Source organism: Pseudomonas sp. PS02303, assembly GCF_029959925.1.
Taxonomy (GTDB): Bacteria; Pseudomonadota; Gammaproteobacteria; order Pseudomonadales; family Pseudomonadaceae; genus Aquipseudomonas; species Aquipseudomonas mandelii.
Genome location: NZ_JASCOM010000114.1, coordinates 1 through 19,302, shown reverse-complemented (window position 1 = coordinate 19,302; position 19,302 = coordinate 1). Strand labels below are relative to the sequence as shown.

Here is a 19,302-nt window from a genome sequence, read left to right as displayed (position 1 = left end):
AAGGCGTACTGTCATTCACATTGATGTCGACTGACACTACGCCTTCGCGGTCAAGCCTCGCTCCTACAGGGAATGGATCAGGGCTTAGTTTTGCGCCCAGCCATATGCTTCAAATACCCCACCAGCATTTCCAGATCCCCCTCCGGCAACACCGTCGGCGCAAAACCCGGCATCTTCGCCTGAGGCCACTGGCGCAAACTCTGCGGATCTCGAATGTAGCGCTTCAGAAAATCCGCCCCGAAGTACTCGGTCGGGTTAAACGGAATATTCAGATCCGGCCCGAACTGCGCATCCCCTGCACCGTTCAATCGATGACATGCCAGGCAATTCTTCTGAAACAGCGCAAAGCCTTTGTTCACCGGATCATCCGCCTTCAAGGCCGGATCCGGCAGCAGCGCAGGAAAGCGCTCGGCCACGGGCGCCATGCGCTTGATACTCGCCACTTGAAACGGCCATTGCTCCGGGCTGATGTTGCCGGCTTGCGGATCGACCCACACCAGATAAAACGGCCCGGCACCCGGTTTCCCTTCAGATAACGCCGGCCACGGTTTCGCCGGGTCTTCAATCGCCAGCCACGCGCGCGCGCCCTTGGCGTTCAGCAACGGCGCCGCCGACAGTTCAGCGGCAAATCCGTCCAGCGCCACGGCTTGCAGATGGTCTTCAGGCTTGATGCCGGTCAACAACGCCGCCAACGGAACTGCGCGATAACTCATGTCCCGCTTGTAGGAAACGTCGTCGCTGATAGTGATGGTCTGGACCTGAGGATGCTTGAGCAATTCCTCGGTCTGCCAGGTGCGACTGCTCGCGCCCAGCTCAAGGCTTAGCTGTGCGGCATACGAGGGCGTGCTGAGCAGCAAGGCCCCAAAGAGAATGAGCGTTTTCAAATGATCGCCGTCCATGTCGTGCAAGTGCCGCAAAGGTTGGCACACCCACGCTGGCCCGGGTAGCGAGCCAGTCACATTTTTAAGAGGGCGATGTAAAAACCTGGCGCCGTATTATTTGAAGACCGCTTAACCGATCACCTTGGTCAAGTTCGGCAAAATCAACAACAGCGTAGTGGCGAAAAGAATGAGCCCGGCTTGACGTACTTTCGAATGCTTGAACATGGCTTGACCGCCTTTTTTGTTATTTCCTGATGCCTGCCTGCATATCTCCATGACGGCAGAGCGCTGAACTTCCTGTAAGACGAGTGCCTCGGCAAAACCCGACGACAACTTCGTACATGTTCACCTTAGAGCCCGCGTCACGCTTGGTTTAGATCCATTTCGTATGGTTTGCTTACTTAAAGCTTTTAAAAAGGAATGAGGCCTATTGCCAGCTTCTTGGGCGCCCGTTTGCTAGACAGCTTGGTGACGTTAATCGGTTAATCCGCACCCGAGTGACCGTCCGTCTGAGCGTGTCCGTCAACGCCAGTGAGCATTGCGGTCATTGAATCCATGGCGGCTCGGCCTAAGGTGGAAGCTCAGTATTTACTCACCGCCCAGGTTCGAGGACGTCATGACCCAAGCTTTGATTTTCGACGCGTTACGCACGCCCCGTGGCAAAGGCAAGGCAGATGGCGCTTTGCACAGCGTCAAACCAGTAAATCTGGTGGCCGGGTTGCTCACGGCGTTGCAGCAGCGCACGTCGCTGGACACCAGCCAGGTCGATGATGTGGTGCTCGGTTGCGTCACGCCAATTGGCGATCAGGGCTCCGATATCGCCAAGACGGCGGCACAAGTCGCCGATTGGGACGTCAGCGTGTCTGGCGTGCAGATCAATCGCTTCTGCGCTTCGGGGCTTGAAGCCGTGAACCTGGGTGCGATGAAGGTCCGTTCCGGTTTCGAAGACCTGGTGGTGGTCGGCGGCGTCGAATCCATGTCCCGTGTGCCCATGGGCAGCGACGGCGGCGCTTGGGCGCTGGACCCGGAAACCAATCTGCACAGCCATTTCACCCCGCAAGGCGTCGGTGCCGACCTGATCGCCACGATTGAAGGTTTCAGCCGCCAGGACGTCGATGCCTACGCGCTGCATTCCCAGCAAAAGGCAGCGCGGGCGCGGGCCAACGGTTCGTTCAACAAATCACTGGTGCCGGTGCAGGATCAGAACGGCATCATCCTGCTCGATCACGATGAGTTCATCCGCGCCGAATCCACCCTGGAAGGACTGGGCAAACTCAAGCCCAGCTTCGAGATGATGGGGCTGATGGGCTTTGACGCCACCGCGCTGCGCGTTTACAGCCAGGTGGAGCGGATCAACCACGTTCACACACCGGGCAACAGCTCCGGGATCGTCGATGGCGCCGCCCTGATGCTGATTGGCTCCGAGGCCAAGGGCCGTGCGCTGGGTCTGCAGCCTCGGGCGCGGATTGTCGCCACCGCAGTCACCAGCACCGACCCGACCATCATGCTCACCGGCCCGGCGCCGGCCACCCGCAAAGCACTGGCCAAGGCCGGGCTGCGGGTTGAAGACATCGATCTGTTCGAGGTCAACGAAGCCTTCGCCTCGGTGGTACTGAAATTCATCAAGGACATGGCCATCGACCCGGACAAGGTCAACGTCAACGGCGGTTCCATCGCCATGGGCCATCCGCTGGGCGCCACTGGCTGCGCCATTCTCGGCACGCTGCTCGATGAACTGGAAACCCGGCGTCTGCGCTATGGCCTCGCGACCCTGTGTGTCGGCGGCGGCATGGGCATTGCCACCATCATCGAACGCCTCTGAGCCCCGACCTTAAGGAACAAGTGACATGACTGAAGCCATTCGTTACGAAAAAGGTCAGGACCAGATCGTCGTCCTGACCATCGACATGCCGGGCCAGAGCGCCAACACCATGAACGCGGTCTATCGCGAGGCCATGGCCGCCTGCGTCGCCCGCCTGGTGGCCGAAAAGGACAGCATTGCCGGGGTCATCATCACCTCGGACAAGAAAACCTTCTTTGCCGGCGGCGACCTCAATGAACTGATCAAGGTCGGCAAACCCGAGGCCAAGGCCTTTTACGACATGGTCCTGACGCTCAAAGGCCAGTTGCGTACCCTGGAAACCCTCGGCAAACCGGTGGTGGCCGCGATCAATGGCGCGGCGTTGGGCGGTGGCTGGGAAATCTGCCTCGCCTGCCATCACCGCGTCGCGCTGGACAATCCATCCGTGCAACTCGGCCTGCCGGAAGTCACCCTTGGCTTGCTGCCGGGCGGTGGCGGGGTAGTCCGTATGGTGCGCATGCTGGGCATTGAAAAAGCCTTGCCGTACCTGCTCGAAGGCAAGAAAGTCCGGCCGCAACAGGCCTTGCAAGCGGGTTTGATCGATGAACTGGCCGCAGATCGCGATGAATTGCTGAGCAAGGCGCGCGCCTGGATTATTGCCAATCCGGCCGCCGCACAGCGGTGGGACGTGAAGGGTTATCAGATACCCGGCGGCACGCCGTCGAACCCGAAAGTCGCGCAAATGCTCGCCATCGCACCGTCGATCCTGCGCAGCAAAACCCAGGGCTGCATGCCTGCGCCGGAGAAGATTCTCTGTGCCGCTGTCGAAGGCGCTCAAGTGGATTTCGACACCGCGCACCTGATCGAAACCCGCTATTTCACGGAACTGACCACCGGGCAAATTTCGAAAAACCTGATCGGCACCTTCTGGTTCCAGCTCAACGAGATCAACGCCGGCGGCTCGCGGCCCAAGGGGTTTGCACCTTGTGTCACGCAAAAAGTCGGCGTGCTGGGCGCCGGGATGATGGGCGCGGGCATCGCCTTTGTCAGCGCTTCGGCCGGCATTGAAGTGGTGCTCAAGGACATCAACCTCGCAGCAGCGGAGAAGGGCAAGGCCCACTCGGCGGCGCTGCTGGACAAGAAAGTCGCACGCGCCCAGATGCTCCCGCAACAGCGAGAGGCGATCCTGGCGCGGATCCGCACCACCGAAAACGATGCCGACCTGGCCGGTTGCGACCTGATCATTGAAGCGGTATTCGAAGATCGCGAGCTGAAAGCCAAAGTCTCCTCGGCGGCACAAAAGGTCGTCGGCCCGGCCGCAGTGATCGCCTCCAACACCTCGACCTTGCCGATCAGCGGCCTGGCCACCGCCGTGCCGGATCAAACGAAGTTCATCGGTCTGCATTTCTTCAGCCCGGTGGAGAAAATGCCGCTGGTGGAAATCATCAAGGGCGCCAACACCAGCGACGAAACCCTGGCGCGCGGGTTCGATTTCGTCCTGCAAATCAAGAAGACGCCGATTGTGGTCAACGACAGCCGTGGTTTCTTCACTTCCCGGGTGTTTGGCACCTTCACCAACGAAGGCATCGCCATGCTCGGCGAAGGCGTGAGTGCACCGATGATCGAGACGGAAGCGCGCAAGGCCGGTATGCCTGTCGGGCCTCTGGCGATCTCCGACGAAGTTTCCCTCAGCCTCATGAGTCATATCCGCCAGCAGACCGCCAAAGACCTGCAAGCAGAAGGGAAACTGCTGATTGAGCACCCCGCGTTCGCCGTGATTGACTTGCTGCTCAACGAATACAAACGGCCCGGTAAAGCCGCAGGAGGCGGGTTCTACGAGTACCCGGTCGGTGGCCAGAAACATCTGTGGCCTGAGCTGAAAAGCCGTTTCGAGAAAGCCGACGGGCAGATTTCGCCAAAGGATGTGCGCGATCGCCTGCTGTTCGTGCAAGCCATCGAAACCGTGCGTTGTGTGGAGGAGGGTGTGCTGACCTCGACGGCGGACGCCAACGTCGGCTCGATCTTCGGTATCGGCTTCGCGGCCTGGACCGGTGGCGCGCTGCAGTTCATCAACCAGTACGGGGTGAAAGACTTCGTCGCCCGCGCCCAGTACCTGGCTCAGCAGTATGGCGAGCGTTTCGCGCCGCCTGCGTTATTGCTGGAGAAAGCGGCCAAAGGGGAGGCGTTCTAAGGGACGTATGACGCCTTCCGGGGCTTGCCTTGTCACCGTGTTTCGAGGCAGGCTCTGGGGTGTGCATTATTCCCATCACGTGTCAGGTATTTTTTATGTCGTTACGCATCTGCATTCTGGAAACCGACATCCTGCGTCCGGAACTGGTCGATCAATATCAGGGTTACGGGCAGATGTTCCAGAATCTGTTTTCGCAGCAACCCATCGCTGCCGAGTTCACCGTGTACAACGTGATGCAGGGCGAGTACCCCAGTGACGATCTGACCTTCGATGCCTACCTCGTCACCGGCAGCAAGGCCGACTCCTTCGGCACCGATCCGTGGATCGAAACCCTGCGGGCCTACTTGCTGAAGCGTTATGAACGCGGCGACAAGTTGCTGGGCGTGTGCTTCGGCCATCAGTTGTTGGCGCTGCTGCTGGGCGGCAAGAGCGAACGAGCGACCCAAGGTTGGGGCGTCGGCACTCACAAATACAAACTCGCTGCCAAGGCGCCATGGATGAGTCCGGTGCGTGAAGAACTGACCTTGTTGATCAGCCACCAGGACCAGGTGACGTCGCTACCGGAAAACGCCACGGTTATCGCCTCGAGCGATTTCTGTCCGTTCGCCGCGTACCACATCAACGATCAGGTGCTGTGCTTCCAGGGGCACCCGGAGTTCATTCACGATTATTCCCGTGCGCTGTTGGAGATTCGACAGGAGGCACTGGGTCAGCAGGTTTATACGAAAGGTGTGGCGAGCCTTGAGCAAGAGCATCACGGCACGACCGTTGCGGAGTGGATGATGCGGTTTGTGGCGCATAAGCCAGAAGCTAAAGCGGTTTAAAACATTGCAGCGAATGTGCGGCGAGGGAGCAGGCGCCCTCGCCACACAAGCGTTTCAAAGCCACCCGGACTTTTTGAAACTTGCCCACAAACTCACACACCCCACCGCAATAAACCCCAGCACCGCAAAATACCCGTAATGCCAGGTCAACTCCGGCATGTTCTGGAAGTTCATCCCGTAAATCCCCGCCACCGCCGTCGGAAACGCCAGGATCGCCGCCCACGCCGCAAACTTGCGCTGCACAACGCTCTGCCGTGACGCCTCCAGCAACACACCGACCTCGATGGTCTGGCTGGCAATGTCCGCCAGGGTCGTCAGGTCTTCCATCTGCCGTGTAACGTGAATCTGCACATCGCGAAAGTACGGGCGCATGTTCTTGTCGATAAACGGAAAGCTCAGCTTCTGCAGTTCCTCACCGATCTCCACCATCGGCGCCGCATAACGCCGCAAGCGCAAGACGTCCCGGCGCAGGCCGTGCAGCTTCTGGATGTCATGTTCATTCAGCGCGCTGCACAACACATTGCGCTCCAGCTCATCGATCTCGGCATGGATCGCTTCGCCCACCGGCTGGTAGTTTTCAATCACGAAATCGAGGATGGCATAGAGGACGAAATCTTCCCCGTGCTCCAACAACAGCGGACGCGCCTCACAACGTTGGCGGACAAGGGCGTAGGACGCCGAATGACCGTTGCGCGCGGTAATGATGTAACCGTTGCCGGCAAAGATATGAGTCTCGATGAACTCCAGTTTGCCTTCATGCCGGACCGGTGAATACGTGACGATAAACAAGGCATCGCCGAAGGTTTCGAGCTTCGGTCGACTGTGTTTTTCCAAGGCGTCTTCGATGGCCAGCTCGTGCAGGTTGAACTGGCGTTGCAGGTTGGTCAGTTCCTGCGCGTTCGGCTCTTCAAGGCCGATCCAGACAAAGTGGCCAGGCTTTGCTGCCCAGGCCGCGCCTTCGTCGAGGGTGATATTGGTGACTTTTTTACCGGCGCTATAAACCGCAGCAGCAACAACTCTACCCATGATTTTGGTTCACTTCTTATTAGCGCTTTTGATTAACAAAGACCCAGTGGCGAGCCGTGCTCAGCTTAGCCTTGTCTGCTGCTTGAGAGTCAATGAAATCTGCCGAGTTCGCCGGCAGAAGTTCACAGGCGAAAAAAACCCGCACTAGGCGGGTTTTATTGTCAAACGGCTTGGAGTTGCCGGTCCATCGACTCGATGCATTCGCGCATCTGCTCGCGGCACTGTGCCATCAGCCGGGGCATGTCATCCAGGCTCAATCCCGCCGTAGGAATTGCCGGCAGCGAGCGGATCAGAATTTTCCCACTGCGCCAGCGGTTCAATCGCATGTGTTTGACGTAACTGCTGACACACACCGGCACGATCGGCACGCCCGCGGCGATCGCCATCTGGAACGCGCCTTTCTTGAACGGCAACAACTCTTCCCCGAGGTTGCGCGTACCTTCGGGGAAAACCCAGATCGATGTGTCTTGATGCTGCAAGGTGTGCGTGGTGGTCAACATCGACTGGCGCGCCTTGTGCGCATTGCCGCGGTCGATCAACACATTGCCGGCCAGCCAGAACAACTGCCCGAACAGCGGCACCCACTTCAGGCTCTTTTTGCCGATGCATACGGTGCGGCGGGGCACCACGTTGCCGAACACAAACAGATCGTAGTTGGACTGGTGGTTGGCGATGATCACGCAGCTGTCGGGCTTATCCATCAACGGCCCGACATCGGCCTTCACCCGCAAACGCAAAATACACATCGCCGGCCACGCATACAGGCGCGCGCACAACCGGCTGTTGTCCGGGTTGAACGGGCGGCACAGGCCCAGAATCACCCCAAGCACACCGGCCAAAATAAAGTGCAGGCCCATCAATAACATACGAAACGCAAACAGCATTTACAGGCCCCACCGGGACAAAAGGTGGCGCAGTGTACGGATGTGCACTGTTTTCGGCAATTGCCGCTATAGAGGAAGGAGATAGGCGATGTTTGTGCGCATGTTTCCGACTTGAGGGTCAGACGCGTGCTAGAGCGGTTGTTGATTTTTCAACAGCGTGCGTATGAAAAAGCCCGACACGACGGTCGGGCTTTTCTGTGCAGACTGTCCGGGCTTAACCCATGTGTTCCTGATCCAGGATGATCGCGTTGTCCAGCGTATCCAGCAGCGCCTTGCGCACTTTCAGCTTGGTGTTCTTGTGCGCGGTCATGTTGATCTTCTTCAACTGACGCGCCGCCGCCAGCGCAGCACTTTGCAGCTCTTCGGCCGACACCACCAGGTCGAGGAAGCCGGCATCCACGGCGCTCTGTGGATTAAACATCTCACCGTTGATGACGGAGCGGTGGAACGCCGACTTGCGCAGACGATCACGCGCGATCTCGATACCGGCATGGTGCATGGTCATGCCGATCTGCACTTCGTTCAGGCCAATGCTGAACGGGCCGTCGACACCAATGCGGTAGTCCGCCGACAACAGCAGGAACGCGCCCTTGGCCACCGCATGCCCAGGGCACGCCACAATCACCGGGAATGGATGCGACAACAGACGACGGGCCAGCGTCGAGCCGGCCGTCACCAGCGCGACCGCTTCTTTCGGGCCGGACGTCATCACCTTCAAGTCATAACCGCCGGACAGAATCCCCGGCGTACCGGTAATGATCACCACTGCACGATCAGTCACCGCCTGATCCAGCGCAGCATTAAACGCAGCAATCACGTCCGGGGAAATGGCATTGACCTTGCCATTGCTCAAAGTCAGGGTCGCGATACCGTCTTCGAGGTGGTAGGAAATCAACTCACTCATGACGCTATTCCTTGTATGAAAGTTGGGCAGACGTTACCCACCGCCGCAGGCCAGGTAAAGCGCCGTGACTGACCCGCCAGTCACCCTTTCCCCGCCGGGCAAGCGTAGCTCGCCACTCCCGCCGTGCATTCCTCTGCTTATAGAAGAGGGCGCGAAGCCGGAGATTGGCAGGTTTGCCATCGCCCGGAACCGACAGGAACGACTGAAACGCTAAGCGCATGAAAATTCTGCAAAAAAAGTTTGCCATCAGAAAAGCTTTCGACTACATTAGCGCGCCTCGACAGACAGAACATGTTTGAAGAGATACGGTGAAGTGTCCGAGTGGCTTAAGGAGCACGCCTGGAAAGTGTGTATACAAGAAATTGTATCGAGAGTTCGAATCTCTCCTTCACCGCCAAATTCGATGTAACCAGAACCCCTGATTTCGAGAGAAATCAGGGGTTTTGTGGTTTCTGGCGTTAGTATTTGAATCATGGCACCGTTGTTGGCTCAAGCGAATAAGCGAAGTCGCTTCTGAAAATGGTGTAGGAATAGTGAAAGGCGTGTGGGAAGTAACGCAGGAGCGCCAAGCGGATGGGGGCTTCCGACGGCAAGCTTCTTTGACTCTGTAAATATGCCTGAAGAACTGTGATACCTGATTATCGAAGCCCAGCCGTTGCTGGGCTTTTTGTTTTCAACGATTGGCCGCAGAGGAATAATGCGCGCCTCTATGAAGAAGGAATCCCCATGATCACCACCACAACCCACGCCATCGAAGGCCGCCAAATCACCGCCTATCTGGACATCGTCAGCGCCGAGTCGGTGCAGGGCGTCAACGTTATCCGCGACGTGTTCGCCGGCATGCGGGATTTTTTCGGTGGCCGTTCCCAGACGCTGGAGCGGGCGTTGAAGGAAGCGCGGATTCAGGCGACCGAGGAGATCAAGGAGCGGGCGCGGGCGCTTCAGGCGGATGCGGTGGTGGGGCTCGATTTTGAGATCAGCATGCCGGCCGGCAAGGGTGGGATGGTCGTGGTGTTTGTGACCGGGACGGCAGTCAAGCTGAGGTGAGTGACGGAATGAATCTGTTTGATCGCCAGCCGATTTTGTAGGAAACGGCGGGGTCCATTCGTCGGGCATGCGGAGATCTGAACTACAAGTCCGGTAATGACCGGCTAGTCTCAAAAGCCTTGGTGGTCGATATTTTTCAGGCAATAGGGCTTGCCGGTATCGATCCCGCTTTGAGAGGGGAAGCGCTATGACTGATCCGTATATCGAAGACGACGGGGCAGAATTTCCAATCAACAATTGCGTGCAGTGTGGCCAGACGGAGTATGTGGCGAGCTTCGGTGAAGATCAGGTCGAGACCAGCAAAGTCAGATCCGCGGCGACCAAGGTGCTCAGGTCGAAGTTTTTGCCAAAACGAGTGACATCCAGGAAGTAATGATCAACCGGACAAACCCCGCCAATGAGTGGGGTTTTTTTATTTTTAGAGGGGCTCGACAGGTCGACCGACAAGCGAGAATTTTCTGTTGATGTTTTTTCACAAAGTTTTCACACCCAAGTACGTAGTCTCAGCTCATCCGTTAGAAAGCAGTACCCTAGCCCGTTCCCCAGCGGGCTTTTTTTTGCCTGTCATAAAACCTTTTCCATAAAAGCTGTCCAAACGTCGCCAATTGCGAGGAGCGGCGGTTTTGTGTGGACGTTTCCTCCTCGAAAGCATTCAATCCCCGGCTTTTCGGTATTCCCTATTTTTGAGGTTTTTCGTCATGCGTTTAACACTGCCTGCTCTGGTTCTGGGACTTCTGGTGACTCAAGGTGCGATGGCTGCCGGTGATGGCACTGCTGCGATCGGTGGTGGTCTGGGTGGTGCGTTGGGTAACGTAGTCGGCCAGAGCATGGGTGGCAGCACCGGCGCGGCAATCGGCGCGGGTGTTGCGGGCGCAGCCGGCAGTGCCGTGGCAGCACGTAAAGGCAGCCGCACCAAAGCGGCCATTGGTGGCGGCGTCGGTGCGGCCGGTGGTTCGGTGATCGGTAACAGCCTGGGCGGCAAGACTGGTTCGACCATTGGTGCAGGCTTGGGCGGCGCATTGGGCGGCGGCGTGGGCAGCAATCTGGCCAAAGGTCACAAGCGTCACTGATCCTGAGCGATAACCTCGAAAAGCCCGGCTAAATGCCGGGCTTTTCGTATCTGGATGTTTCGTTTTTCACAGACTTTGAATTTGCAGATGTCCAACCTCCATCGCTGGCCGGATTCAGTGAGTGCAGGTGCTAGACTCACGCCCATCCGCAATGCGTACTCTTACCCCCGATGCGGAATTTGAGGTTCATATCATGCGTTTGACATTGTCCACGTTGTTTCTGGGACTTTTGGTCGCTCAAGGTGCAATGGCTGCCGGTGATGGCACTGCTGCAGTTGGTGGCGGTCTTGGCGGCGCACTGGGTAACGTAGTGGGTCAGCAAATGGGCGGCAGCACAGGCGCAGCGATTGGCGCCGGCGTTGGCGGTGCTGCGGGCAGCGCTGTTGGCGCGAACAAGGGCAGTCGCACAGAGGCCGCAATTGGTGGTGGATTAGGCTCGGCAGGCGGCTCCGTGATCGGCAATAGCCTCGGCGGTTCTACCGGTTCGACCATTGGCGCAGGCCTGGGTGGCGCAGCGGGTGGTGCGGTCGGCAACAACCTTGGCAACGACAACGGCGGCTCCCATTCCGGAGGCGGTCATAAGAATAAGCACAAAAACAAGCACAAGAATAAACATCACTGATTCGACATCGAGTGATATCAGAAACCCGGCCCAGGCCGGGTTTTTTCGTATCTGCCTGGTAGTCCCCGGAACGTTTGGTCGCAAGCCGCCTCGAACGTCATACACCCCCAACGTCGCGAGGACTGCCATGACTCCTGAAACCGAAGGCAAGGAAGAAAAAGGCCCAAGTGGGCTTCCGTTCATCAATGACCCCGGCAACGAAGATCCGGGTTCTTTGATGGATGATGCAACGGTCCCGCTCAACGACTCCGATGACGCTGGGGATGTGGGAAACGTCGAGTACGAAGAAGAGGAAGAAGACGACGATTGACCGGCGTTGATGTGCTATCGACCGATCGTCTCACTGATCGAACGCAAGCATTGTCCAGCCCTCGAAATTTCAGGGCCTGCTTTTCAGGCCCTTCGAGAGGTGCTTTATGAATGCTGATCCGAAAGTCGACGATGACGACGACACCCCTGAATACCTGCTGCCTTCGCCCACCGATTCCCTGAGTCGCGATCAACGTCCGCCGGACGACGACACTGCGGTTGAGCAGGTGCCGACTGATGATGTGAAGCGTGGCGATGTTGAGGCCACCCCCGAAGACCCGGATATTGCCGGTAACGATGGCTCCGGTGAGCCCAGCTGAAAAGCCATTCGTCGATTGAGCGGCACCTTTAAAAAGCCAATGCTGCCAGAAATCAGGTACGCACCTTTTTAGAGGAGATGCACCATGATCAGGTCAACATTGATGGTCCTGACGGTGAGCAGCGTGTTGTCGATCAGTTCAATGGCGGCGTTTGCTCAGTCTTCCGGCAACGATGCTCCGGTCGATAAGGGCGGGATGCCGCCGTCTACTGAAATGAACGCGGGTTCTGGAGACGGGAAGGCGTTGCCGCCTGGCTCCATTGGTGGTGGGAATGCGGGTGATGCGAGCGGAAGTAGCACCAGCCCGGGAGCGGGAAGCGGGTCGATGAGTGGTGGAAGTTCGATGGGGAGTGGTTCTGGGAGTGGGTCTGGAGGATCCGGTAGCTCTGGTGGTTCAGGGATGAGCGGTGGTGGGAGTGGTGGGAGTTCGGGAAGTGCGGGAGGAGGGACGGGTGGTGCTGGTGGGGGGACGAGTGGTTCCGGCGGTTAATCCAGGTTCCTTTCTCGGTGACTCCGCAGGAGTTTACGGATATTTCTATTGTTTTGTTCGCGATCACTTCCTGCGTGGGTTGGGAGTTGAGTAGCCCTTGTAGCTGCCATCCGGCATAAATAAATCTGTCGCCTTAGCCCGAGTGGGCTTCCGTTCATCAATGACCCCGGCAACGAAGATCCGGGATCGTTGATGGATGAAGCAACGGTCCCGCTCAACGACTTCGATGACGCTGGGATGAGGGAAACGTCGAGTCGAAGAAGATGAAGAAGACGAGGATTGACCGGCGTTGATGTGCTATCGACCGATCGTCTCACTGATCGAACGCAAGCATTGCCCAGCTCTCGAAATTTCAGGGCCTGTTTTTCAGGCCCTTCGAGAGGTGCTTTATAAATGCTGATCTGAAAGTCGACGATGACGACACCCCTGAATACCCGCTGCCTTGGCCCACCGATTCCTTGAGTCGCGATCAACGTCCGCCGGACGACAACACTGCGGAAGAGCAATTGCCCACTGATGACGTGAAACGTGGCGACGTTGAAGCCACCCCTGAAGACCCGGATATTGCCGGTGACGATGCGTCCGGTGAGCCAATTTGAAAAAAATCATTCGTCGATTGAGCGGCACTATTAAAAGTGACTGCTGCCAGGCCCCTGCTAGTGCACGATCGATGCGAGCCAACGCTTGTAGAAATCCCTTTGTTGCTGAATGTCAGTTGTGATGTCTTGTTCTTCGAAGGCGAAGATATTAACCACGTCCTCAGCTACAGTTGGCAGTCCCATATGAAGTTCGTACGCCACTATGCCACCTGCCATTTGTGATGCCATGCGCGAGGGATGAACGTTGAGTTTAGCGCCTTTGCATAGAAATTTTATCTCTGGAAAATCGGCTCGTAGAAGGCCAAAACATTCATAAAGATCGTGAGCTGTGTATGTTTTTCTTAATCCATTTTTCATTGTGAAAACTAACGTCAAATTTCTTCGGTCGCATTCGATTAAAACTTTCTCGGTGACTCCGCAGGTGTTTATGAATATTTCTATTGATTTGCTCACGATCACTTCCTGCGTGGGTTAGGGGTTGAGTAGCCCTTATAGCTGCCATCGGCATTGACGGGGGTGACACCTAGAATGTCTCGACTGTCTACTCCGCCAGGCAAAGCTATTTCAACCTCACCTCTATGAGGCGAAATTATGCCAAGTTTTTTATTCACATCTATCCCACGAATGTTTTTTATTACATAGACGAACCCGTCTTCATATCCATAACCCGTTGCAAATTTTATAGCTTCCTTTTCCGAAGTTGAGGTGCTGACAAAAAAACTGGGAGGGCTTCGGTTGTCCAATGCGTGTAAGTAAAGGTCCATGCTGTCTCCCAAAGGCTCAAAGCCGGCTTCAAATATCTCCCACGATTCCCGTGAATCTCCGCGATACAAATAACGTTTTTTTGGTTTAGGCGATGGAACGCCGGGCTCCCCCTCATCAACCTTCACCTTCCCCGCCGGATCCTCATCCCCAAACGAAGGCCTCTTGCACCCGTCCCCTCCAGGACAATCATTCAACCCCAACGGATCAACCCACCCCGTCGGGTTTCGAGTGTACTGATATCCGTTTAACCCACCCGCCAACTTACTCGGATCCGGCGTCAGATACCGTCCCAGATCCGGGTTGTAGTACCGGTGCCGGTTGTAATGCAGTCCCGTCTCCGCATCGTAATACTGCCCCTGGAACCTCAATGGCTGATCCAGAACCTGATGGGTATCGCGGTTCAGGCGTGTCAGGCGGCCATAGGCTGTGTATTGGGCGGCCCAGATAATGTCGCCGCTGTAGTCGGTGAGTTCTTGTGGTGTGCCGAGGTGGTCGAGTTGGTAGTAGAACGGGCAGGCCTGGTGCGGGCCTTTGCCGTCGAGCATGGCCAGCGGGCGGAAGGTGCCGGGTTCGTAGACATAGCTGCGGTAATGCTCGCGGCCACTTTCGGCGACGAGGTTGTCGCCCTGCCAGAAGTACTCGGTGGTATGTCCGTCGACGGTTTTGCTGATGCGGCGGCCGAAGGCGTCGTAGCGGTAGCTGGCGGTGTTGCCGTTCGGCAGGGTGACGCCGATTAGTCGATGCTGGCAGTCGTAGCGGTACTCGGTGACGAGTTTTTGGGCGGCGCCGCGGCGCTCGCGGATCAGGTTGCCGAAGGCGTCGTAGTCGAAATGGCGATCGCCCTGCATCAGCAGGCGATTGCCTTTGAGGGTGGCTGGGCCTGGCCGGTCCTGCATCAACAGGTTGCCGGCGGGGTCATGGGCGAAACTTTCGGGCTGCTGGTCGCGGGAGTGGCGGACGCGGATCAGGCGGTCAAGCGGATCGTATTGATAGCTGCGTTGGCCATGACGGGTGTCGGCGATGTGTTCGAGATTGCCGTTGGCGCTGTAGGTATAGTCGCGCCGATACAGCGGATGCTGGGGTTGGCTGATAGCGTGAGCTTTCAGGCGACCCTGTTCGTCGTAGTCGTACCGGCTCGACAACATGCCTTGCTGACGTTGCAGTTCGCGGTCGGCTTTATACGTGTGGCTTGTAAGTCGTGTGCCGTTAAGGTCGATGGCTGTCAGCGCACCGCCCTTGGCGTGGTGATAGTCGAGTTGGCTGTTGTCCGGCAGACGCAGATGGTTGAGCTTGCCGCAAGCGTCGTAGCCGTAGCGCAGCGTGCCCCAACCTTGATGTTCGGTGATCAGGCGGTTTTGCTTGTCGTACGCGAACTCCAGCGGATGGTCGTGGCCGTCATCGACGCTGACCAATCGGCCGAGGCTGTCATAGCGATATTCGACGTTGACGCCATCGGGCAGGTTTTTGACCAGCAGGCGTCCGGCCGTATCCCGTTGGTAACTCGTAAACAGCTGCGAGCCGTCATCACCGAATTCGGTTTTTTCCAGCAGATGGCCGTTGAGGTCGTAGGCATACGCTGTGCGACGGCCGTCAAAGCCGGTTTCCTGTCGGATCAGTCCGCCGGGCGTGTAGTCCAGTCGATAGCGTTCGCCGGATTCGTTTTCGATATCTGTCAGGAGCAGCCGGGCGTTGTCGTAGCGATAACGCAGCTGCGTGCCGTCGGGATTGATTCGGCGGCTGACCAGATGCAGGTCATCGTCGTATTCAAAACGGGTGACGCGCCCCAGTTCATCGCGTTCGGCGGTGATTTTGCCGTAGGCGTTGTAACTGAAGGCGCGGCTGGCGCCTGTAGGAAGAACCGTCTGGATCAGTCGGCCAACGGCGTCCCATTGGTATTGAGTGACGGCACCATGTTCGTCCTGACGGGCAATCTGACGACCCGATACATCGTAGGAAAACCGCCGCTGACTGCCGTCTGGCAACGTCTCTTCGACCAGTTGCCCGATGGCATCCCACACGAACACATGACGGCTGGTGTCCGGGTAACGGATAGACAGCAGCCGGCCTTGAGCATCGTAGTGGTAGTGAGTGATGTGGCCGTCGGGATCGATGGCCTCGGTGACATCCCCCTGAGCATTGCGCCGGTATTTCCACACCGCTTTACCGCGATATCGCGCATGTAGAAAACCGTGGCGATACTCATACGACGTCGGCTCGTCTTCCGGTGGAATCAGCGCGATCAGCCGCCCGATCTCGTCGTAGCGATACTGGGTGATCGCCCCTGATGGACTGCGCTCGGTTGTCAATCGGCCGTGGTCGTCGTAGGTGTTGAGATGCTCTGCGCCATCCGGCTCAACCCGGCGCACCAATCGCGCCTTATCGTCATGGACGTAAACTTCTTCGCTGCCATCGGCGTTTTTAACCAGCACTGCGCCGTCGTCATCCCAGGCATATCGCGTATCCATCTGCGAAAAAGTCGCCCAATGCCTGACACATCTGGCCGCCTTGCCAGACCTTTCCCACTCCCAGAAGAAACTGGCCCCACCGGCCAGTTGCCGCTGGAGAATCACGTGTTGGTCGTCGTAGTCGTACCGCTCGCTTTCGCCGGCAGCATTGGTCGCTTCGATCAGGCGGTGACGGGCGTCGTAGCGGTAGGCAATCAGCGTTTGCTCTGTACGCCAGGCGTCCACCAACCCGTCGGCGGGGTGAAACGACTGATACTCGACCGTAACGATGTGCCGGCGCTCGTAACGCAACAGCAGTGAACGTCCCGCGCCGTTATCGACGCGTTGAATGCGATCCTGACGGTCGCGGGTGATATGCAGCCGGTTGTTGTAGGCATCACTGATGGACGTCAGGCGACCATTCTCAAAGTGATAGAACCGTGGAGACTCACCCGCCAGAGCAACAATCAGCTCCTCGGGTTTGTTTCCGAGATAAATGGCCGAGCGGGACAGGCTGTTATGAATCGCCGGACGCAAAATGCTGGGCAGTGGAAACGTCGTGCGACGGTTTTCATGGTCGGTCCAGACTACCTGTTCTGCGTCCAGCTCCAGGCGATGCGCCAGCGAATGACTCCAGCCCCAACCCAGCCCGCAATCCATTTCCACGGCGCTGGTTCGGTACAACCGGGTAAACGCGAAAGGCAGCAAGCCGTTAAGCGATCCATCGTCCAGTGTCAGCAATTCTTCGCCGGTGACCATCGACACCGGGCAACCGTTGGTGCAGGTCAGCGGCCCGCAATCGGCACTATCGCCGTTGGGATTTTTCGCTTGATCGGGAACGTCGTCACGGTGCTCCTGCCGACCCAATCGGGTCATGGCTGCGGATTTGTCGCGAGCGATGGCGACTGGATTCTGCACTGTCAAAACCGGCGCAGTGCCCAGGTTGATCTGCAACGGCACGGTGGGTGCGGGGTTTAGCGGAGCATTTCGGACATTGACCGCAAGGGGTTTGAGTACGCCCGCGTGGGTCGTCAGGTCGGACTGGGTGCCGAGCTCGGCCAACCTCAGGCTCGCGGCAGCCAGCCATTTGCGCGCGCGCTCGGATTTGACCTTGTCCAGCACCTTGGCGCTGATGCCGAGCTTCAACCCGGCAGGGCCTGTGAAGCGCGCCAGCAGGAAGCCGATCAATATGCCTGTGCGAATCTCTGCCACAACTTCGGCGATGAACTGCGGCGGCAACATCCTCAGCCAACTGGTGATCGCCGCCAGATGAATGAACATCAGCGGCTCATCACTCAACACCAGCAACAGGTTGGCGATGGATTCCGCTGAAGCCTCCAGCAGCGTTTCAAGTTCGGTTTCGGTCAGGTATTCAAGGAGTTTTTCACTGTTGGCTTGCAGGTCCGCGATCAGCGCGTAGATCTGCTTCACGTCATCCCACAACCCGTTCAGCGAATTCTCGAAACCGCGCCAGTCGGCCTGTTGCAGCTGGCCGTAACGCTTGATGAAACCGGCCTCGGCGAACTCGGCCCATGAGGGTTCGAATTCGGTCGTCCACTCGTTACGCAGCCAGCCTTCCAGACCGCTGATGACGCCTTGATAGGAGGCATAAAGCGCTTTGACATGCTCAGCGGAAACATTCGGGAAGAAGGTGATGCGATAACGCAGGCTGCGTTCGCACTCGCGGATTTCGAGGATGCCGCTAGGGCCGATCTCGTCATAAACCGGCTTGCCGAACGTACCGTCAGTGTTCAAAGGCTCAAGCATCACCGGGGTGTTGCCGATCGGCACGAACCGCGCAGCGTCGAACATGTGCACGAGGGTCAGGGGACCCGCTGCCGGGCATGCGGCGACGGTCGAGCTGACAGGGGTGGTGGAGTTTTTCGGCGCGACCAGGCGAACGTCGTGCCCCACCTTGAACACCTGCTCGATATCCAGCGCCTTGCCGGTCCAGAAACTTTCGGCCCAGGCGTCGTAGTCATTGAGGCAAAGCCGGAAGTCAGCGAACAGCGCTTCGACATCCGGCCGCTCGGGGTCCATGGCGGCAACCACCAGCAGGCCGATGGCGTTATTCAAGGCCAGTACCTTGTCAGGTACGAACATTCGCAGTCCCTCGCGCAGATCAAGTTTGAGCGCGGGACTTTGCTTGGGATCAACGGGTAAAGAAGTCGGGAAAGGAGGCGTTTTATGTAGGGAAAATCGCTAAATGACGACGAGCACTTTTTGTATCTGTCAGGGATTGCCCGTTGCTCGATGGCCGCCGCGCTCGCTATGCTGCTGAATCCTTTAATCGATCACGGACCCGGCCGCACCTGAGCCGCCTCTGGGATGTCATTAGAAAACGGATCAGATGCGATGAATGCACCGCTGAATGAATACGGCCCGATCAAGGCCGTGATTTTTGATATGGACGGCTTGCTGCTGGACACCGAGGGCATTTATACCGAGGTCACGTCCATGATTGCCGAGCGCTACGGACGGGTCTTCGACTGGAGCATCAAACAGAACATCATCGGCCGTGGCGCAGGTGATCTGGCGCGGTACGTGGTCGAGGCTCTGGACTTGCCGATCACCGCCGAAGAGTTTCTGGTGATCCGCGAACCGCTGATGCGCGAGCGTTTTCCGCAAGCGCTGGCGATGCCTGGCGCCGAGGAATTGGTCAGGCACTTGAAAGCCAACAACATTCCGATCGCGGTCGGCACCAGTTCTTCGCGTCAGTCGTTCGGCCAGAAAACCACCTTGCACCGCGATTGGTTTGCGCTGTTCGACTTTGTCGTGACGGCCGATGACCCTGAAGTGGGCGCGGCCAAACCGGCGCCGGACATCTTCCTCACGGCGGCGCGGCGCCTGGGCGTTGCGCCCGAAGACTGCCTGGTGTTCGAAGACTCGCCGTTCGGTGTCACGGCGGCGAAAGCGGCGGGGATGACGGCGATTGCGATTCCCGACGCGGCGATGGCTGACGAAAAGTATGCGCATGCCGATGGCATTCTTCGTTCGTTGAAGGCGTTCAAGCCGAGTGCTTGTGGTTTGCCAGCCCTCGAATGGGCTTGAAGTAAAAAGTGTGGGGGCGAGCCTGCTCGCGAAAGCGGAAGGTCAGACGACATCAATGTCGCCTGACGCACCGTC

Annotated in this window: 17 protein-coding genes and 1 tRNA gene; 12 read left to right on the top strand and 6 right to left on the bottom strand. The window is 57.9% G+C overall.

The window, feature by feature from the left end; translation table 11 throughout:
• Positions 1-77: 77 nt before the first annotated feature.
• Positions 78-899 (bottom strand): cytochrome c, encoded by an 822-nt coding sequence (locus tag QMX98_RS21590; protein ID WP_282411355.1) that lies wholly within the window; start codon positions 897-899, stop codon positions 78-80.
• Positions 900-1,497: 598 nt separating this feature from the next.
• Here QMX98_RS21590 and QMX98_RS21585 point away from each other — a divergent pair.
• The 3 genes from QMX98_RS21585 to QMX98_RS21575 all read left to right on the top strand — a co-directional run bounded on the left by QMX98_RS21585 (position 1,498) and on the right by QMX98_RS21575 (position 5,697).
• Positions 1,498-2,703, top strand: a complete 1,206-nt coding sequence (locus QMX98_RS21585) for an acetyl-CoA C-acetyltransferase (RefSeq protein WP_010456599.1) — start codon at positions 1,498-1,500, stop codon at positions 2,701-2,703.
• A 25-nt stretch (positions 2,704-2,728) separates the two neighbouring features.
• Positions 2,729-4,873 carry a 3-hydroxyacyl-CoA dehydrogenase NAD-binding domain-containing protein gene (locus QMX98_RS21580; RefSeq protein WP_282411354.1) on the top strand — a complete coding sequence of 715 codons (2,145 nt, stop codon included), beginning with the start codon at positions 2,729-2,731 and terminating at the stop codon, positions 4,871-4,873.
• A gap of 95 nt (positions 4,874-4,968) precedes the next feature.
• The gene (locus QMX98_RS21575) at positions 4,969-5,697 is read left to right on the top strand and encodes an amidotransferase (protein ID WP_010456594.1); all 729 of its coding nucleotides are present in this window, start codon (positions 4,969-4,971) and stop codon (positions 5,695-5,697) included.
• A 54-nt stretch (positions 5,698-5,751) separates the two neighbouring features.
• On the opposite strand, the gene QMX98_RS21570 is transcribed toward QMX98_RS21575, so the two are convergent.
• From QMX98_RS21570 to QMX98_RS21560, 3 genes are all read right to left on the bottom strand, one after another.
• Positions 5,752-6,723, bottom strand: a complete 972-nt coding sequence (locus QMX98_RS21570) for a magnesium and cobalt transport protein CorA (RefSeq protein ID WP_145305861.1) — start codon at positions 6,721-6,723, stop codon at positions 5,752-5,754.
• 161 nt (positions 6,724-6,884) lie between these two features.
• Positions 6,885-7,607 (bottom strand): 1-acylglycerol-3-phosphate O-acyltransferase, encoded by a 723-nt coding sequence (locus QMX98_RS21565; RefSeq protein ID WP_010456590.1) that lies wholly within the window; start codon positions 7,605-7,607, stop codon positions 6,885-6,887.
• Positions 7,608-7,821: 214 nt separating this feature from the next.
• Positions 7,822-8,511, bottom strand: coding sequence for a crotonase/enoyl-CoA hydratase family protein (locus tag QMX98_RS21560; RefSeq protein ID WP_010456588.1), 690 nt, complete (start codon positions 8,509-8,511; stop codon positions 7,822-7,824).
• 307 nt (positions 8,512-8,818) lie between these two features.
• Between QMX98_RS21560 and QMX98_RS21555 the strand changes: the two genes are divergently transcribed.
• The 8 genes from QMX98_RS21555 to QMX98_RS21520 all read left to right on the top strand — a co-directional run bounded on the left by QMX98_RS21555 (position 8,819) and on the right by QMX98_RS21520 (position 12,967).
• Positions 8,819-8,908: transfer RNA gene (locus QMX98_RS21555), tRNA-Ser, on the top strand.
• 329 nt (positions 8,909-9,237) lie between these two features.
• The gene (locus tag QMX98_RS21550) at positions 9,238-9,558 is read left to right on the top strand and encodes a YbjQ family protein (protein WP_083376046.1); all 321 of its coding nucleotides are present in this window, start codon (positions 9,238-9,240) and stop codon (positions 9,556-9,558) included.
• A gap of 187 nt (positions 9,559-9,745) precedes the next feature.
• Positions 9,746-9,931 (top strand): hypothetical protein, encoded by a 186-nt coding sequence (locus QMX98_RS21545; RefSeq protein WP_010456584.1) that lies wholly within the window; start codon positions 9,746-9,748, stop codon positions 9,929-9,931.
• Positions 9,932-10,256: 325 nt separating this feature from the next.
• Positions 10,257-10,628, top strand: coding sequence for a hypothetical protein (locus tag QMX98_RS21540; RefSeq protein ID WP_010456583.1), 372 nt, complete (start codon positions 10,257-10,259; stop codon positions 10,626-10,628).
• Positions 10,629-10,821: 193 nt separating this feature from the next.
• Positions 10,822-11,250, top strand: coding sequence for a glycine zipper domain-containing protein (locus QMX98_RS21535; RefSeq protein ID WP_010456581.1), 429 nt, complete (start codon positions 10,822-10,824; stop codon positions 11,248-11,250).
• Between the two features lie 127 nt (positions 11,251-11,377).
• Complete coding sequence (locus QMX98_RS21530; protein WP_010456579.1) at positions 11,378-11,560, top strand: hypothetical protein; 183 nt, start codon at positions 11,378-11,380, stop codon at positions 11,558-11,560.
• A gap of 106 nt (positions 11,561-11,666) precedes the next feature.
• Positions 11,667-11,879, top strand: a complete 213-nt coding sequence (locus tag QMX98_RS21525) for a hypothetical protein (protein ID WP_282411353.1) — start codon at positions 11,667-11,669, stop codon at positions 11,877-11,879.
• An 878-nt stretch (positions 11,880-12,757) separates the two neighbouring features.
• Positions 12,758-12,967 (top strand): hypothetical protein, encoded by a 210-nt coding sequence (locus QMX98_RS21520; protein ID WP_042932678.1) that lies wholly within the window; start codon positions 12,758-12,760, stop codon positions 12,965-12,967.
• Positions 12,968-13,024: 57 nt separating this feature from the next.
• Here QMX98_RS21520 and QMX98_RS21515 read toward each other — a convergent pair whose 3' ends face one another.
• Positions 13,025-13,420: a hypothetical protein gene (locus tag QMX98_RS21515; RefSeq protein WP_049870748.1), complete on the bottom strand. Its 396-nt coding sequence runs from the start codon at positions 13,418-13,420 to the stop codon at positions 13,025-13,027.
• Positions 13,421-13,422: 2 nt separating this feature from the next.
• Positions 13,423-18,279 carry an RHS repeat-associated core domain-containing protein gene (locus tag QMX98_RS21510; RefSeq protein ID WP_282411352.1) on the bottom strand — a complete coding sequence of 1,619 codons (4,857 nt, stop codon included), beginning with the start codon at positions 18,277-18,279 and terminating at the stop codon, positions 13,423-13,425.
• Positions 18,280-18,531: 252 nt separating this feature from the next.
• Here QMX98_RS21510 and QMX98_RS21505 point away from each other — a divergent pair, with 252 nt between their 5' ends.
• Positions 18,532-19,227, top strand: a complete 696-nt coding sequence (locus QMX98_RS21505; protein WP_010456572.1) for an HAD-IA family hydrolase — start codon at positions 18,532-18,534, stop codon at positions 19,225-19,227.
• Positions 19,228-19,302: the final 75 nt, after the last annotated feature.

Coding starts and splice junctions, on each gene's coding strand:
- QMX98_RS21525 (WP_282411353.1), top strand. CDS start 11,667: ATGAATGCTGATCCGAAAGTCGACGATGACGACGACACCCCTGAATAC.
- QMX98_RS21585 (WP_010456599.1), top strand. CDS start 1,498: ATGACCCAAGCTTTGATTTTCGACGCGTTACGCACGCCCCGTGGCAAA.
- QMX98_RS21590 (WP_282411355.1), bottom strand. CDS start 899: ATGGACGGCGATCATTTGAAAACGCTCATTCTCTTTGGGGCCTTGCTG.
- QMX98_RS21580 (WP_282411354.1), top strand. CDS start 2,729: ATGACTGAAGCCATTCGTTACGAAAAAGGTCAGGACCAGATCGTCGTC.
- QMX98_RS21505 (WP_010456572.1), top strand. CDS start 18,532: ATGAATGCACCGCTGAATGAATACGGCCCGATCAAGGCCGTGATTTTT.
- QMX98_RS21565 (WP_010456590.1), bottom strand. CDS start 7,607: ATGCTGTTTGCGTTTCGTATGTTATTGATGGGCCTGCACTTTATTTTG.
- QMX98_RS21545 (WP_010456584.1), top strand. CDS start 9,746: ATGACTGATCCGTATATCGAAGACGACGGGGCAGAATTTCCAATCAAC.
- QMX98_RS21535 (WP_010456581.1), top strand. CDS start 10,822: ATGCGTTTGACATTGTCCACGTTGTTTCTGGGACTTTTGGTCGCTCAA.
- QMX98_RS21560 (WP_010456588.1), bottom strand. CDS start 8,511: ATGAGTGAGTTGATTTCCTACCACCTCGAAGACGGTATCGCGACCCTG.
- QMX98_RS21570 (WP_145305861.1), bottom strand. CDS start 6,723: ATGGGTAGAGTTGTTGCTGCTGCGGTTTATAGCGCCGGTAAAAAAGTC.
- QMX98_RS21575 (WP_010456594.1), top strand. CDS start 4,969: ATGTCGTTACGCATCTGCATTCTGGAAACCGACATCCTGCGTCCGGAA.
- QMX98_RS21530 (WP_010456579.1), top strand. CDS start 11,378: ATGACTCCTGAAACCGAAGGCAAGGAAGAAAAAGGCCCAAGTGGGCTT.
- QMX98_RS21550 (WP_083376046.1), top strand. CDS start 9,238: ATGATCACCACCACAACCCACGCCATCGAAGGCCGCCAAATCACCGCC.
- QMX98_RS21540 (WP_010456583.1), top strand. CDS start 10,257: ATGCGTTTAACACTGCCTGCTCTGGTTCTGGGACTTCTGGTGACTCAA.
- QMX98_RS21510 (WP_282411352.1), bottom strand. CDS start 18,279: ATGTTCGTACCTGACAAGGTACTGGCCTTGAATAACGCCATCGGCCTG.